At 52.4% G+C, this 18,390-nt stretch carries 2 protein-coding genes; both read left to right on the top strand.

The window, feature by feature from the left end:
• The first annotated feature begins 1 nt into the window (after window position 1).
• A complete protein-coding gene (locus U2F10_RS35080) occupies window positions 2–13,501 on the top strand; it encodes an amino acid adenylation domain-containing protein (protein ID WP_499874779.1) in 13,500 nt (4,499 codons plus the stop codon).
• A gap of 52 nt (window positions 13,502–13,553) precedes the next feature.
• A complete protein-coding gene (locus tag U2F10_RS35075; RefSeq protein WP_499874778.1) occupies window positions 13,554–18,374 on the top strand; it encodes a type I polyketide synthase in 4,821 nt (1,606 codons plus the stop codon).
• The last annotated feature ends 16 nt before the right edge of the window (window positions 18,375–18,390 follow it).

Raw genomic sequence — 18,390 nt, 5'->3', positions numbered from 1 at the left:
GATGAACCAACAACAATCGACAAATGACCATCGCTCCTTGCTCAAGAATTCTCTGCTTGAGTTGAAACGGATGCAAACCAAGCTACAGGTGGCAGAGCAGGCCAGGATAGAACCCATTGCCATTGTTGGTGTCGGGTGTCGTTTTCCCAAAGCTCCTAATTTAGAAGCCTTTTGGCAGTTACTTGAACAGGGTGTTGATGCCGCCACCGAGGTACCTAAGGAGCGATGGGATATTGATCAATATTATGATCCAGAGCCCGGTGTAGCTGGAAAAATGTATACCCGCCATGGCAGCTTCATCACCGATGTGGATCAGTTTGATCCTGAGTTTTTCAGAATCTCTCCTCGGGAAGCTAAAAACTTGGATCCCCAGCATCGTCTGTTGCTTGAAGTCTGTTGGGAGAGTCTTGAGTATGCAGGGTTGTCGCCCCTGGCGCTAAAAGGAAGTCAAACCGGTGTATTCATCGGCATGATGACCCATGACTATCAACAGCTGGTGGCCCATTCTACTGATTTGCAATCTGCCTTTGGTACCGGTGCTCCCCTTGCAGCTGGACGCATTGCCTATACCTTAGGTTTAAATGGACCCACGTTAACCCTGGAAACAGCCTGTTCTTCTTCTCTTGTGGCCTGTCATTTGGCCTGCCAGAGCTTACGCAACCAGGAATGTAACCTGGCCCTGGTGGGTGGGGTGAATCTGATGCTGACGCCCCAGGTCAGTGTGTTTGAGGCGCAAACCCGCATGAACTCCGTCGATGGTCGTTGTAAAACCTTTGACCAATCGGCTGATGGCTATGGTCGGGGAGAAGGGTGTGGTGTGGTAGTACTCAAGCGGTTATCAGATGCCCAGGCCAATGACGACCAAATTCTTGCCATTATCCGAGGATCAGCCGTTAACCATGACGGGGCCAGTAGTGGGTTGACGGTGCCCAATGGATTGGCCCAGGAATCTGTTATTCGTCAGGCCCTAGGCAGCGGCAAGCTAGAGGCATCCCAGGTGGATTATATCGAGTGCCATGGCACCGGCACCCCCCTGGGCGATCCGATTGAGGTGGAGGCCCTGGCCAATGTCTATGGTTCCCAGCGTCCTCAAGATTCTCCCCTGATGATTGGCTCGGTTAAAACCAATATCGGCCATACCGAAGGAGCTGCCGGGATTGCTGGGTTAATCAAAGTAATTCTGTCGTTGCAACAGGAGACAATCCCTCCCCATCTCCATCTTAAGCAGCCTAATCCACGGGTTGACTGGGAAGAAATGCCGGTGACCGTTCCTACGTCAGTAACGCCCTGGGTACGGGGAGACAAGCCTCGGCTAGCAGGGGTGAGTTCCTTTGGAGTAAGTGGCACCAATGCCCATGTGATTGTGGCAGAAGCTCCGGCTGTCCCCATCTCTGATCAAACATCTAATCAGCCAGAGCGGCCCTGGCATGTGCTGACCTTGTCAGCCAAAACTAGAGGAGGGTTGCGATCGCTGATCACCCACTACAGAAAATTCTTAGATCACCATCCAGAGCTAGCCATTGCCAATATTTGCCACACCACCAACCAAGGGCGCACCCACTTCAACGAGCGTATTGCGCTTGTAGGTAGGTCAGTGGATGACTTCAGTCAAACGCTCTATCAACTAGAAAACAACGAGATAACAATTAGGGATATTGAAGCATCACGGGATTCCCTTAACCCACCTGCAATTGTCTTCCTGTTTACCGGCCAGGGAGCACAGTACAGAGACATGGGCCGAGAGCTATACGAAACCCAGCCACTATTCCGGCAAATCCTCGACCACTGTAACAATATTCTCCGCCCCTACCTAGATCTAGATATTCTCAATATTCTCTACCCAGATATTGCGGAAGAAGGGCAGGCACAAGGCCAGCCCCTACAGTCTGATTACACCTCACCCCTTGACCAAACTGCCTACACCCAACCCGCCCTATTTGCCCTCGAATACGCCCTTGCGCAACTCTGGCAATCCTGGGGCATTAAGCCATCCATTGTTATAGGCCACAGCATCGGTGAATATGTCGCCGCCTGTGTTGCTGGAGTCTTCAGCCTGGAAGATGGCCTGAAACTTATTGCCATGCGAGGCAAGCTAATGCAGCAGTTGCCTTCAGGGGGAGCTATGGTGTCAGTGATGGCCTCAGCTAAGCAAGTTAAGGCTGTAATTGCAGATCAGGCCGACGTCACCATTGCCGCCATCAATGGGCCTGAAAGCACTGTGATTTCAGGTGACGCAACCGCCGTTCAAACCATTGCCCAACAGCTTGAAGACCAGGGGATCAAAACCAAACAGTTACCGGTTTCCCATGCCTTTCATTCTCCCTTAATGCAGCCTATGCTGGCCGACTTCAAACAAGTCGCGCAGCAAATCTCCTACTCCATCCCCAAACTCAAACTAATTTCCAATGTCACCGGGCAGGTGATTAACGAAGAAATTGCCACACCAGACTATTGGTGTCGGCATATTCTCGCCCCTGTCAACCTTGTAGCAGGGATAGAGTCTCTTCATCAACAGTGCTTACGACAACAAGACGGTATCTTTTTAGAATGCGGTCCTAAGCCGGTTCTGATGGGCATGGCGCGACAATGTTTTCCCGACAATAAAAGTAACCTGTGGCTACCTAGTCTGAGACCCAATCAAACGGATTGGCAACAGATGCTAAGCAGCCTGAGTGATCTGTATATCAGGGGTGTCGATATTGATTGGGAACGGTTTGATCAAGACTATCCCCAGCGGCGTAAGGTGGCGTTGCCCACATACCCTTTCCAACGACAACGCTACTGGGTAGAAGAGACTACAGAACCAACTCCCCAGGCTAGTTCCGTCCTAACGTCACAGGTAACAGAGCTACTGCATCAAGGCGATGTGGCTCAGCTGACTCAGCTATTGGCTGGCCAGCCAGATTCAGATACCGGGATCTTGGAACGCCTGGTGCAGGTCCATCAACAACAGCTGGCGGCTCAATCTGTTCAGGATTTAATGTATGAATTACAGTGGGTTGTCAAAGATTTAAATAGCCAGGACTTGCCCAATGATGGAATCTCACCCCGTCATTGGATCATTGTTAGCGATTCAACAGAGTCAGGCGCTGCCTTAGTGGAGCAATTGCAAACCTTGGGTCAAACCTGTAGTCGGGTTGTTTTAGACCACACCATTGCAAACCAGGACAACAACTCAGTCTACACCTTGCAGCCTGAGAATCCTGCTGACTTCGAATCGCTCTGGGATCAGGTGAAACAGATAGATTCTCATCCCATTGCAGGGGTTATCTGGCTTGGGGATACAACGGGAGAGACCCCAAATCTTACTGCATTGGAATCGGCCATCAATTCTCTCTGTCAGCCCCTGCTATTTTTAATGCAGAGCCTGACGCAGCAACCGGCGTTATCCAATGCCAAGCTTTGGGTGATTACCCAAAATGCGGTTTCTCTGGGAACAGAATTACCCACATTGGCCCAAGGCCCTGTGCGAGGGATGAGCCGAATTTTTGGTCTGGAGCATCCTCAACAGTGGGGGGGGATGGTGGATCTGGATGGTTCTATGACTGTGGCAAAGCAGGCTGATATTCTGATCTCAGAAGTCTTAGGGAATCAAACAGAAGAACAGGTTGCCTATCGCAGTGGGACTCGTTATGTGGCTCGTTTGAGTCAGAGTATCCCCGAGAAAACGACGCAACTCTCAATTTCATCTGAGGGTAGCTACCTGATTACAGGCGGACTGGGGGGATTGGGTCTTGTTGTTGCCCAATGGTTAGTAGAGCAGGGTGCCCGACACCTGATCCTGCTGAGTCGGCGGGGGGCGGATACACCCCAAAAACAAGTGGCAGTGGCCCAGTTGCAGTCGTCCGGGGCAAACGTTGTCACGCCTATCGCAGATGTGGGAGATGAAGCGGCTCTCACTTTAGCGTTACAGAAACTGCCTGAGTTCTCTTCAATAAAGGGTGTGATTCATATTGCCGGTATCGGGGGCGGAGCCCATCCCATCGCTGAGCTGCAACCCACCACACTGCGACAAACATTGCGCCCCAAGGTAGCCGGTACCTGGAACCTGCACCAGCTAAGCTTGAAGTGGGATCTAGACTTTTTTGTTAACTTTAGTTCCATTGCTTCGGTGTGGGGCTCAGCTCAACAGGCCCATTATGGGGCCGCTAATGAGTTTCAGAATTTGTTGGCCCATTACCGTCGGGTGCAGGGTTTGCCGATTCTGACGGTGAACTGGTCTGCGATCGCAGGAGCAGGCATGTTAACAGATGTGGAAGACCAGCTTATCCAGCGACTATCCCAGTTAGGGGTCACCCCCTTAACACTGCCACAGATGACCGCTGCCTTATCAGTATTGCTGGGCAGTAGCGGCACTCAGCGGGTGGTAGCCGCTGTGGATTGGTCGAAATTTGATGCCGTATATCAAGTTGGGCGACCCCGAAAATTGCTAGAGCAGCTGGTGGCGAAACCGGTTGCACAAAGTACACCCCAATCCCGTACACATTTAATCCAACACCTACGGGCCTTACCTGCAGCCCAGCGCGATGAATCCCTACAACAAAACTTGGCAGAGGGCATTGCCCAGGTGCTGGGTTTGCCGGATGGCAAAAAGCTAAAGCCTACCCAGGATTTATTTGAACTGGGTATGGATTCATTAATGGCTGTAGAGCTAAGAAATCGGCTCCAGCAACAACTTGGGGTGGAGATTCCGGTTTCTAAATTTATGGGTGGGGTGAACCTGGCCACTTTAGAAGATGTTATTCGTCAGCAGTGGGAAGACCTTGATTTACTTGATTTAAATGTGGATACGGCAGGACCACAGCCTGAGTTGGCGATTGCGGCCCGATCTGATGCCTCTGGTGAGACATTGACATCTGATGCCCTTACCCAGAAACAGTATCCCCTATCCTTCAATCAACAGGCGCTCTGGTTTATCTGGAACCTGGCCCCCGACAGTTATGCCTATAACGTGTCTTTTCCAGTGCGGCTAATGGATGCCAATAACATTTCCAGCTGGCGCAGTGCATTTCAACAGTTTCTGGAGCGCCATGCCATTCTCCGTAGTTGTTTTCCCAGCTTAGATGACCAGCCCCAGCAACAGATACTGGATGCAAATACCCTGGACTTCCAGGTGATGGATGCCACGGGTTGGGATCAACTAGAGCTGCGGCAACAGGTGACTGCCGCCCATCGCACCCCATTTGATCTAAAGGCGGGTCCTCTGTTCCGAGTCAGGTGCTTTCAGTTGGCGGAGCAGGAAATCCTTCTGCTGATCTCCATGCACCATATTGTCTATGACGGCTGGTCCCTCAGTCTGTTGCTCGATGAGTTGCCCATTCTTTATCGAGTTCAACAAACTCAGCAATCGCTTTCTCTAACTCCCCCCAGTCATACCTATCAAGACTTTGTGCAGTGGCAGCAACAGCTACTGGTCAGTGCTAAGGGAGAACAACTGTGGCACTACTGGCAAACTCAACTTCAGGGGCAACTGTCGGTGCTACAGCTGCCGTTGGATCGGCCCCGACCGCCAGTGCAAACCTACCGTGGCGGCTCATGTCCATTGCACTTGTCCGCAGAACTAACGGGCCAGCTAAAGGCCCTGGCGGAGACCCGAAAAGTTTCCCTGTATACGTTGCTGCTAACGGCCTATCAAGTCTTTCTTCACCGCTATACTCAGCAGGAGGACATTATTGTGGGCTCCCCAGTGGCCGGGCGCACACGTTCAGACTTTACGCAGATCTTTGGCTATTTTCTCAATCTGTTGCCCATTCGGACGGTGCTACAGGGAACGGCCAGTTTTACGGAAATGTTAACCCAGACCCAACGCACATTGGGGCAGGCGTTAGACCATCAAGATTTTCCGTTTGCGTTGATGGTGGAGCGATTACAGCCCCAGCGAGATCCTAGTTATTCTCCTATTTTTCAAACGATTTTTATCTTGCAAAATTTCCCCCAGGGACATGTGCTGGCCGCCCTGGATGGCGATAGTCTCCAAAACTGGGGCGGGATTAATGTGCTTCCCTATGATCTGCCGCAGTTTGAGGGACAGTTTGATTTGTCCCTGGAAATGGTGGAAAGCAGTGCGGGGTTAACGGGGGCATTTAAGTACAACAGTGATTTGTTTGAGGAAGATACAATCACGCGCATGTTGGGACAGTTTCAAACTATGTTGGCGGCGATCGCTACCAATCCCCAGCAGCCCATTCACCAGCTCCCTCTACTGACTGAGGTAGAACAACATCAACTGTTGGTGCAGTGGAATGATACGGCGGTGGACTATGACCAGCATACGTGCATTCATCAGCTGTTTGAGGACCAGGTAGAACGTACACCGGATGCGATCGCACTCGTCGTTGGCCCAGAACAACTGAGCTATCGGGACTTAAATACCCGCGCCGATCAACTGGCCCATCACCTGCAACGGTTAGGGGTGGGGCCGGAGGTATTGGTGGGCATTTGCGTAGAACGCTCCCTGGAGATGATGGTGGGGCTGCTGGGGATCCTCAAAGCGGGTGGCGCTTACGTGCCGCTAGATCCTGAATATCCGCAGCAACGCCTTGCTTTTATGCTGGACGATGCGCAAATATCGGTGCTCTTAACCCAGGAACGGCTGCTGTCTGTGTTACCCAACCAGGGGGCGCAAAATCCTGAAACACAGGTAATTTGCTTAGATCGAGATTGGGATACTATTCGACAGGCGACGGTTAATGCAGAAAATTCTGATGCAGAAAATTCCCTGCATGGTTCCGAACTGTCTAAGGCAACACCGGTAACCGCCAACAATTTAGCCTATGTGATTTACACCTCAGGCTCTACGGGGAAACCCAAAGGAGTGATGATTGAACATCGCCAGGTGATTAATTTCTTCACAGCGATGGATGATCTGGTGGAGTCAGGCGATCGCAAGATCTGGCTGGCATTGACCACCATTTCCTTCGATATTTCGGTGCTAGAAATTTTCTGGACCTTGACGGCGGGCTTTCAGGTCATCCTGCAAACCGATTCTAAATATATCTCAGCTGCCGCTAGCCCGAGTCTTCCGTCCCAGCCCCTGGACTTTAGTCTGTTTTACTTTGCCAACAACAGTCAGACCATTAATGCTGCAGACCAGTATCGACTGTTGCTGGAAGGGGCCAAGTATGCCGATAACAATGGATTTACCGCTATTTGGACCCCAGAACGCCACTTCCATGAATTTGGCGGGACTTACCCTAATCCGGCGGTGACCAGTGCGGCGATTGCTACGGCCACCCAACAGATTCAAATCCGGGCCGGGAGCGTGGTGCTGCCTCTCCATGATCCGTTGCGGGTGGCGGAAGAGTGGGCCTTTGTGGATAACCTATCCAACGGTAGGGTCGGTCTTTCGGTGGCTAGCGGCTGGCATCCCAATGACTTTGTGCTGGCTCCGGAGAATTATTGCGATCGCAAAGCCATTATGGCCGAGAGTATCACCACTCTACGACAACTTTGGCAAGGGGAGGCGATCCCTCGCCCCAACGGCACCGATGACACCATTCAGGTTCGCACCTATCCCCGACCCATCCAGCCAGAACTCCCCCTCTGGATTACCGCAGCAGGCAATCCAGAAACATTTCGCCTGGCCGGGGAATTGGGCACAAATCTCTTGACCCATCTGCTGGGCCAAACCATTGAAGACCTGGCCGAGAACATTAAAATTTATCGTCAGGCTTGGCAACAGCAGGGACATTCAGGCATTGGCCAGGTCACCCTGATGCTTCACACCTTTATCGGAGAGGATCTCGACACCGTACGGGAGCAGGTGCGTCAGCCCCTATGCGCCTATCTAAACAGTTCTCTGGAACTCATGCTCAAAGTTTTGCCAGAGGCTGAAGTGACGGTCCAGGCTGACTCGTTTGACGAGGCAGATCGAGATGCGTTATTGTCCGCTGCCTTTGATCGCTATTTTGAGACCAGTGGTTTGCTGGGTACCCCAGAGAAATGCCTGGAGATGCTTGATCGGCTGCAGATGACTGGAGTGAATGAAGTGGCCTGCCTGATTGATTTTGGGGTGGATGTGGATCCGGTGCTTGCTAGCCTGGAATATCTCAAAACCCTGAAAGATCGGAGTAACTTAGCCCAGCAATCTCGACAACCGGAGCAAACCGTTCTCAATCAGATCCAGACCCATCAAGTGTCCCATCTACAATGTACTCCCTCCTGGCTGCGGATGCTGATGGCAACACCCGATGGTTTAAATCACCTGAGTGGTCTGCAGCATCTGTTGGTGGGGGGAGAAGCCCTGCCTCCACCATTAGCTCAGCAAATTCGAGGGGCAATGCAGGGCAAAATCAACAATATGTATGGCCCCACTGAAACCACCATTTGGTCCGCCAGTTTTGGTATTGAGGTGATTGAGCAGGAGGCTGGCTCAACAGCCCCAGCAACTGCCATTGGTCGCCCCATTGCCAATACCCAAATTTATATTCTAGACACCCATCTTCAGCCGGTACCCATGGGTCTGCCAGGGGAGCTACACATCGGTGGAGATGGTTTATCCAGGGGCTACCGGAATCGACAGGAACTCACGGCAGCAAAATTTATTGACAATCCCTTTGGGGCAGGACGTCTTTATAAAACAGGGGACTTAGCCCGCTGGCGACCGGACGGCAATCTGGAGTTTATGGGCCGGATCGACCATCAGGTCAAGCTCAACGGTTTCCGAATGGAGTTAGGAGATATTGAAACAGCCCTTAGTCACCACCCTGGTGTACAGGAAGCAGTAGTGATGGTGGCTGCCCAACAACAACTGGTGGCCTATTTTGTGCCATCGCCCACCTTGCCCAGGATGCAGTTGCCCAATGGTCTCACAGTGGCCCACTTTAGTGCCCATCAAACCCGCGCCATTTATGACGAGATTTTTGAGCAACAGATTTACCTGCGCCACGGCATTACGATTCAGCCGGGGGACTGTGTGTTTGATGTGGGGGCTAACATTGGTCTGTTTACCCTATTTGTTCAACAAACCTGTCCTGAAACGACAGTCTATGCCTTTGAACCGATTCCCCCCACATTCGAGCGCCTACAGGCCAATGTGCAACCCTATGGCGATCAGGTGACTGTCATCCCCCAGGGCCTTTCTAATCAGGCGGAGACACTGGAGTTCACCTTCTACCCTGAAATGTCGGGTGTTTCGGGACGGTTTGCGGATCCAGACCAGGATAAGCAGGTGGCTGAAGCCGTGCTGATGAACTATGACATTGATCACGTGCGTCAGTTTGTAGACGAGCGATATCGGTCTGAAACCTATGCCTGTCAGCTGACCACCTTATCAGACCTAATTCAACACTATGAGGTAGACCAAATTGATTTGCTCAAGGTCGATGTGGAAAAGAGTGAACTGTTGGTGCTGGAAGGAATCCAACCTCAAGACTGGCCGAAGATTAAGCAACTGACCCTGGAGGTGGAAGGGGCCGAAATGCTACAACAGGTCTGTCAACTACTAGAGTCCCATGGTTATGGTCTGGAGATTGACAACTATATTGTCTCCTCGGATACACAATCTCCCATGGCTGGTCGTTATTTCAGTGATGAAAATAGCCAGGAGGACAATGGGAGTCATTCCCTAACAACCTTACAAACAACGAAATCAGAATCTGATTTGGAGGTGTATATGGTATACGCGGTACATCCATCGCGATCCCATGCCGCCCCCTCCCCCTCCCACCCATCAAAGAAACCGAAACAACAAGCGATAACGGATACCGCTACCACACCTGACGCACTGCGGCAATTCCTAAAAGCTCAGTTGCCAGCCTATATGGTACCCAGCCACTTTGCCTGCCTGGAGAAATTTCCCCTTACCCCCAATGGCAAAATAGATCGCCGGGCCTTACTCGCCCTGGATCTAAACCAGGAACAGTCCGCCACATCCGCCTTCTTTGTTGCCCCTCAAACCGAGCGACAAACATTGATTGCCACCCTCTTTGCTGGGGTGCTCTCCTTACCTCTGGAAAAGATTGGTATTTACGACAGCTTCTTTGAGTTGGGTGGCCATTCTCTATTGGCAACTCAGCTGGTGGCCCGCCTGCGCCAAACTTTTGAGGTGGAACTTCCCCTCCAGGCAATGTTTGAAGCTCCCACGGTGGCTGGAGTAGATGCTGTTCTTAATCAGAACCTGACAACCCATGGGATCGCTGCCATCACTCCAAGGTTACAGGATCATGCCCCCATCCCCCTCTCCTATGCCCAAGAACGGCTGTGGTTTCTCACCCAGCTAGAGGGTCTGTCTACCGCCTACTATGCCCATACAGCCCTGCGCATTCAGGGGAATCTAAATCTTACTGCCCTGACGGAGGCGATCCGTGAAATCGTCCGACGGCATGAAGCCCTGCGCACCACCTTTCCTTGGAAAGATGGCATGGCGGTACAACAGATTAATCCCGTTCCCCCAACACCGTTGCAAATTGTTCAGGCCGATGACCTGGAATTGTCCTTATCTGATTGGTTGGTGAAAGAGGCCCAGCAGCCGTTTGACTGGGTTGCAGGGCCCCTATTTAGGATTAAGCTAATCTGTTTTGATTCAACAGATATCAACAGATTAGGGAAGGCGGAAGGCGGAAGACGGAAGGCGGAAGGCGGAAGGCGGAATTCTGAGCCGACTGCAGTTCTTTCTATTACTACCCATTACCTGATCAGCGATGGCTGGTCCATGGGGGTGCTGATGCAGGAGTTGGCGGCGCTCTATACTGCTTATGACCAGGGGCACCCTTCACCGTTAACCGAACCGACAATTCAGTATGCTGACTATGCCCTGTGGCAGCGGCAATGGCTCCAGGGAGAGGTGCTACAGTCTCAGCTCAGCTACTGGAAACGGCAGTTGGCTGATAGTCCAGCCCGTTTAGAGCTACCCACCGATTATCCTCGACCTGCCGTACAAACCTTCCAGGGGCAGCGTCATCGCCTCACTCTACCCCTGGCGTTAAGTCAGCAGCTAAACCAGCTAGGACAACAGCAAGGGGTAACCCTGTTTATGGTCTTATTGACGGCCTTTCAGCTGCTGTTATCTCGCTACAGTAACCAGTCCGATATCGTGGTGGGCACACCCATCGCTAACCGTCAACAGCCAGAGTTAGAACCGCTGATTGGATTCTTTGTCAATACCCTGGCCCTGCGTACCCAAATTCATCCGGAAGACACGGTGGCCACATTACTGCATCAGGTGAGACAGGTTGCTCTAGAAGCCTATGCCCACCAGGATGTGCCCTTTGAGCAAATTGTTGAAGCCCTACAGCCTGAACGAAGTTTGGCCCACTCCCCCATTTTCCAGGTACTGTTTTCTCTCCAAAATGTCCCCGTTGCCTCTACCCAAATACCTGGATTAACCTTCACCCCCATGGCCACGGAAACAGTTACGGCCAAATTTGACTTGACCCTTTCAGTGGAAGAAACAGAACAAGGATTGATTACGGATTGGGAGTACAACAGCAATCTGTTTGAGATGGCTACGATTGAACGAATGGCTAGCTATTTTGAGATTTTGTTGACCGGATTTGTGTTGGATGAGTCTCAACGGGTGGTCACCCTGCCGTTGCTGAGTGAGGCAGAGCGGCATCAGCTGGTGGTGGAGTGGAACGATACGGCGATGCCCTATCCCGAACACCAGTGCATCCATGACTTATTTGAGGCCCAGGTGGAGCGTACGCCAGATGCGGTGGCGGTGTCCTATTTAGATAACCAGCTGAGTTACCGGGAATTAAATACCAGGGCCAATCAGCTGGCCCATCATTTGAGAACGTTGGGGGTGGGACCTGAGGTTTTAGTTGGTCTCTGTGTGGAACGCTCCCTGGATATGATGGTGGGTCTGTTGGGGATTTTGAAGGCAGGGGCAGCCTATGTGCCGTTGGATCCTGGCTACCCGCAACAGCGGCTGCAGTTTATGGTGGACCATGCCCAAATTGCTCTCTTGGTGACCCAGGCCGATTGTTTTAAGGCGTTAGGGTTAGAGATTGCGCCGGAACAGGTGGTGTGTTTGGACCGAGATGGGGAGACTATCGCCCAGGCCAGTGTCGATAGCTGCCCCACGGACGTGACGGCGGAGAATTTGGCCTATGTTATTTACACATCTGGATCCACGGGGACTCCTAAAGGGGTGCAAATTCAACATCAGTCTGTGGTGAATTTCCTCACTACGATGCAGGATGCGCCTGGGGTGAGGGAATGCGATCGCTTGGCCGCCGTCACCACCCTGGCCTTTGATATTGCTGCCCTGGAGCTTTACCTACCGTTGACCATCGGCGCAGAGGTGGTCATTCTGCCCACAGCGGTAACTCGGGATGGTCAGCAATTACAGCGCCAATTACAGCCTCTAAACCCAGCCTCACATCAGGAATCTGACCAACCAGTGACCATCATGCAGGCCACTCCAGCCACCTGGCAACTGTTGTTAGCGGCGGGCTGGTCTGGGGAGTCAGCACCCATGACCATGCTCTGTGGCGGTGAAGGATTGCCGACAACTATAGCGCAACAGCTGTCAGCGTCAGGAGCAGACCTATGGAACCTGTACGGCCCGACGGAGGCGACGATTTGGTCCACTCGTTTTCGGGTGGAGACTTTTGATCAGGTCAAATCTAATGGAGGCAACTCTCTAGTCTCCATCGGTCGTCCCATTGGCAACACCCAGGTTTATATTTTGGATGACCATCTCCAGCCTGTTCCCATCGGTGTGCCAGGGGAGTTACACATCGGTGGTGCTGGGCTGGCTCGGGGCTATTTGCATCAGCCGGATTTAACGGCAGAGAAATTTATCTCTAATCCCTTTGGTGAAGGCCGTCTCTATAAAACTGGAGACCTGGCTCGCTATGGTGCAGACGGCAATCTGGAGTATTTAGGACGTCTCGATCATCAGACTAAGGTGCGTGGCTTCCGCATTGAGCTAGGAGAGATTGAGGCGGTGCTGCGTCACCATGGGCAAGTGCAGCAGGCGGTGGTGGTTGTCCATGGTGATACCCCCAGTGATAAGCGCCTGGTGGCCTATATTGTGGGTGATGCACCGGAACTAGCCCTGAGTGACTTAAAAGCCTATCTAAATCAGCGGCTGCCAGCCTACATGGTACCCAGTACCTTTGTCCCCTTGGAAAAATTACCCTTAACTCCCAATGGCAAGGTAGATCGTCGCGCCTTGCCTGCACCGGGGCAACTGCGGGTGAGCGATGTGCAGTACGTTAAGCCCGAAAGTGAGATGGAGAAAAAACTGGTGGTTATCTGGCAGTCGGTGTTATCGATGGAACGGGTGGGCATCCACGACAATTTCTTTGATGTGGGGGGGAATTCTCTGCTGCTGATTCAGGCATACCATGCTCTGCAGACAGATTTACAGCTTTCTGTTCCCCTGGTGGATCTATTTGCCTATCCCACCATCAAGACTCTGGGAGATTATCTGACGAATCTATCTCAGGGCCAGCTGTCACCTCCTGAACGATTAAATTCTGATCAGCGAGATCAGGTAAAGACGGCGACCCGGCAACGACGACAGGCCCGACGGCGACATCGAGAACGTTAGACATTCACGCTCTCTACATGTGGATTAATGCAAGCAGAACAGGGGAAAAACAATGGTGCAACAGAATCACGACAATTTTAATCCTGACGCCAGAGATATTAGTGCGGATATTGCCATTGTGTCCATGGCTGGCCAGTTCCCTGGAGCACCGGATGTGGCATCATTCTGGCAAAATCTGCAGGCAGGGGTGGAATCCATTTCCCAATTCTCAGATCAGGAACTGTTGCAGGCAGGGGTGGATCCAGCGCTATTGGCCGACCCAAACTATGTCAAGGCCAAGGCTGTTTTAGATGATGTGGCTGGGTTTGATGCTCCATTTTTTGATATCTCTCCTCGGGAAGCAGAAATTCTCGATCCCCAGCACCGGTTGTTTCTGGAATGTGCATGGACGGCGGTTGAAGCAGCGGGCTATGACCCTCAACGCTATCAGGGACTGATGGGTGTTTACGCTGGGGTGGGGGTGAATGGGTATTTGCTGCATCATCTGGCCCAGCGTCAAGACCTGTTGCGGACGGTGGGTCTGTATCCCCTCTTTATTGCCAATGACAAGGACTTTTTGCCCAGTCGGGTGGCCTACAAGCTCAATTTGACCGGGGCGGCGGTGGCGGTACAAACGGCCTGTTCCACATCCCTGGTGGCGGTCCATCTGGCCTGCCAAAGTCTCCTGAATGGAGAAACCGATATGGCCCTGGCGGGCGGGGTGTCTATTGCGATTCCCCAGGGTACGGGCTATCTCTATCAAGAGGGCATGATTCTGGCCCCCGATGGCCATTGTCGGGCCTTTGATGCCCAGGCCAAAGGAACCGTTGGCGGTAGCGGTGTAGGGGTGGTGCTGCTGAAACGGTTGGAAGATGCGATCGCAGACGGTGACCCTTGCCATGCGGTAATTCGTGGCTCAGCCATTAACAACGACGGTTCCCTGAAGGTGGGCTACACGGCCCCCAGTGTCGCCGGTCAAGCAGCGGTGATCAATGAAGCCCTGGCAGTGGCCAATGTGGACGCCGATACCATTGGCTATATAGAAGCCCACGGCACCGGCACAGAACTGGGAGATCCCATCGAAATTGCCGCCCTCAATCGGGTATTTCGTTGCCACCCTGAGCAACCTGAGAAACCCACCTGCGCCATCGGTTCCCTTAAGACCAATGTGGGCCATTTAGATACGGCAGCGGGTGTGGCAGGTCTAATCAAAACTGTCCTGGCCTTGAAGCACCAGGCCATTCCCCCCAGCCTTAATTTTGAAACCCCCAATCCCAATATTGATTTTGGTACGGGGCCTTTCTACGTCAACACCAAACTGCAGGACTGGCCCCATGCTGATTCGCTCCAGCCTCGACGGGCGGGGGTGAGTTCCTTTGGCATTGGTGGCACCAACGCCCATGTGATTCTCGAAGAAGCACCCCCATTAAAACTATCGGGTTCTGCGCGTCCCTGGCAGTTGTTGTTACTGTCGGCCAAAACCCCATCGGCCTTGGCTCAGATGACCACCAACCTGGCTGATTTCTTCCAGGAACAATCGGCAACTGAATTAAATCTGGCCGATGTTGCTTATACCCTGAGCTGTGGACGGCAGGCATTTAATTATCGCCGTATCCTGGTTTGTCAGGACATTGATCAGGCCATCCAGGCATTACGGGCAGTTGCAGAGAACGCTGAGGAGATGCTAGCTCTGCCAAGCGGGCCTCAGGTTGTTACTGGATCGGGTAAACCACAGGGGAAATCTTTGACCTTTCTCTTTCCAGGCCAGGGCTCCCAACATGTCAACATGGGTCGAGACCTCTATCAAACCGAACCCATTTTTCGGGAACAGATAGATCGCTGTGCTGACCTGTTACAACCCCTGTTAAAACTCGATCTGCGCCAGATTCTTTATCCAGCTCCAGAACAGGAGGCCACCGCTGCGGCCCAGCTGCAACAGACGGCAATTGCCCAACCAGCTCTCTTTGTGATCGAGTATGCTCTGGCCCAACTCTGGTTAGCCTGGGGATTAAAACCCACAGCAATGGTGGGCCACAGCATTGGAGAATATGTGGCGGCCTGCCTTGCCGGAGTGTTTAGTCTGGAGGCGGGACTGGCCCTGGTGGCTAAGCGGGGGCAACTGATGCAACAATTGTCGCCAGGGGCAATGGTGGCGGTACCTCTGGCAGCAGAGGCGGTGCAATCTCTGTTGGATAAAGATTCTAGGTTTAAAGAGATTGCGATCGCAGCCCTGAATGAACCCAACCGCTGCGTAGTATCAGGCCCCAAGACAGCCATATCAGCTTTTGAACAATACATTACCAGTCAGGACACCGAAGGCCGTCGTCTACACACCTCCCATGCCTTCCATTCCCCCATGATGGAGCCCATCCTGGATGCGTTTCGCCAGCAGTGCCAGCAGGTTGATTTCCAGCCTCCCCAACGCCCCTACCTGTCCAACCTCACCGGCACCTGGATCACCACCGCCCAAGCAACGGATCCCAACTACTGGGTCCAACATCTGCGCCAACCTGTCCAATTTTCCCAGGCCCTAACCCAGCTTTGTCAGGATGCGGACCCACCACATACCCTATTGGAAGTAGGCCCTAGTCGTGCCCTTAGTTCCCTGGTCCAGAGGCATCCAGCCGGTCAGGGTCAGGCAGTGATTGCCACCCTGCGCCACCCTCGGGAAGATAAATCCGATATGGCTACGTTGTTATCTGCCCTGGGAAAGCTTTGGCTGCAAGGGACGGAGATTGATTGGCTTGCCGTCTATGGTCATGAACGTCGCCACCGTCTGGCCCTACCCACCTATCCCTTTGAACACCAACGCTACTGGATCGAGGCGTCTGATGCGCCCATGGGGACCTCTGGTTCTCTGGCTGCCCAATCAAATCAGTCTCAAGGCTTACATCGAAGAGAGTTTAAAGATTGGTTTTATGTCCCCTCTTGGAGCCGTCGTCCCATTCCCCCAGTTAAGCGAGAAACCCAGACTGTTACAGATACGATTCTTGTCTTTGTTGATGATCTCAATGTGGCGACTCCCCTGATTAAGCAGCTAGGGAGAAATGATCGCACGATTATCCAAGTCCAAATTGGCGAAACGTTTCAATCTCTAGGAGAGAATCATTACAGCCTTAATCCCCAGCAGCGAGAGGACTATGACCATCTACTCCAGGCGTTGCAACGTTTGGAACAACAGCCCGATAAAATCCTCCATCTTTGGACGTTAGTTCCACAGGTATCTGAACCAGTTCAATCTACGGATCAGTCTCTGGTCCTGGGCTTCTACGGTCTTCTCTTCTTAGCTCAAGCTTGGAACAAGCAGGAGTTTGACCATTCCTGTGATCTCGTTGTGATTACTCAGCATCTCCAGAGGGTCACTGGAGAAGAACATCTGCTTCCCAACCAGGCCACCCTGTGGGGAGCCATCCGGACTATCCCTCAAGAAATCGCTGGGTTAACCTGTCGCTGTGTGGATATCCTGTTGCCTGATTCAGCATCCCAGCCTGACCTTGATTTAGAGCCATCATCAAACCTTATCCATCAACTAGTTACAGAGATGGAAGCACCAGCAGGAGAACCCGAAAACCAGGCAATTGCCTATCGGGGTCCCTATCGCTGGGTCCAACAATTTCAGTCTTTTCCGATGGAATTAGAAAACCAGGGAGAGACGCTGTTGCGACCAGAGGGTGTCTATCTGATCACGGGAGGTTTAGGCGGGTTAGGACTGACCATAGCTCAACATCTGGCTCAACATTGGCAAGCCAGGCTGGTGTTGATGAGTCGGTCCTTCTTTCCTCAGGAGTCAGACTGGCAAGATTGGCTAGAAAACCACCCCTCAGATCATCCCATTAGCCTTAAAATTATTGCCCTACAGGCTTTAAAAGAAGCAGGAGCGGAGATTTTAGTGGTTACAGCGAATGTTTGCGATCGCACAGCTCTCCAGCAAGCGATAACCAAAGCCATTCAACAATTTGGTCCTATCCACGGCGTTATTCACGCAGCAGGTATTCCCGGTGGTGGGGTAATCGATCTGCGCACCCAGGCAGAGACAATAGCCGTCTTCCAACCCAAGCTACAAGGCACCCTAACTCTAGACCAAACATTGCAGGACTTAAACGATCGCCCACTAGATTTTATGGTGCTCTGTTCTTCTGTGACCGCCATTACGGGGGCCGTAGGACAAATCGACTACTGTGCCGCCAACGCCTTTCTCGATGCCTATGCCCAGGCTCGTAATGTAAACTCCCCCACCCGTTACCTGGCCATTAACTGGGAGAGTTTACAACAGGTGGGCATGGCAGCAAAGGCAATGGAAACCTTGTCTGAACGTCTCGCAGGCGATCCATCCAACCACTGGCTGCTGAACCAGATGCGCTCAGAGCTAGCCCTTGGTCTTTTCCCCACTGACTGTGGTCAAGTGCTAGAGCAGTTGTTGGGGCAACCGGAACCCCAGGTGATCGTTTCCACACGAGAGTTAACTTCCCGCCTGACGACCCAACGGCGGATGGGTGACCGTCCAGAACACCATCAGCCAGCCGCTACCCCCTCGATCAAATTTCCCGTGGTCAATGTGTCTGATGACCCAGTGGAAAATAAAATTATTGGAATTCTTCAAGCCCTGCTGGGTCGCGACACCATTGGCATCCACGACAACTTCTTTGAAATGGGGGGAGATTCTCTCATCGGCATGCAGTTTTTAGCCCACCTGCGGCAAACCTTTGCCATCGATCTATCCATTACCACCGTGTTTGAAGCCACCACCATTGCCCAGCTGGCCACTGTAGTTAAGGCTAAGCAGCCGTCTGCTATGGCTAGCTCCTCCACCGCCGACCTGGATCAGCTAGAAGACATTTTGAACCAGGTAGACACCCTAAGTGAGGAGGAACTCAATGCCTTAAGCCAACCCTAATACCCCCATCACCCCA

Source organism: Leptothoe sp. EHU-05/26/07-4 (assembly GCF_043421015.1).
In the GTDB taxonomy this organism is placed as follows: Bacteria; Cyanobacteriota; Cyanobacteriia; order Phormidesmidales; family Phormidesmidaceae; genus Leptothoe; species Leptothoe turfae.
The sequence above is the reverse complement of the archived record's forward strand: the minus strand, read 5'-3'. Positions and strand labels throughout refer to the sequence as shown.

Bases quoted from the DNA above. Each gene is read 5' to 3' on its own strand.
- U2F10_RS35080 (WP_499874779.1), top strand. From the start codon at position 2: ATGAACCAACAACAATCGACAAATGACCATCGCTCCTTGCTCAAGAAT.
- U2F10_RS35075 (WP_499874778.1), top strand. From the start codon at position 13,554: ATGGTGCAACAGAATCACGACAATTTTAATCCTGACGCCAGAGATATT.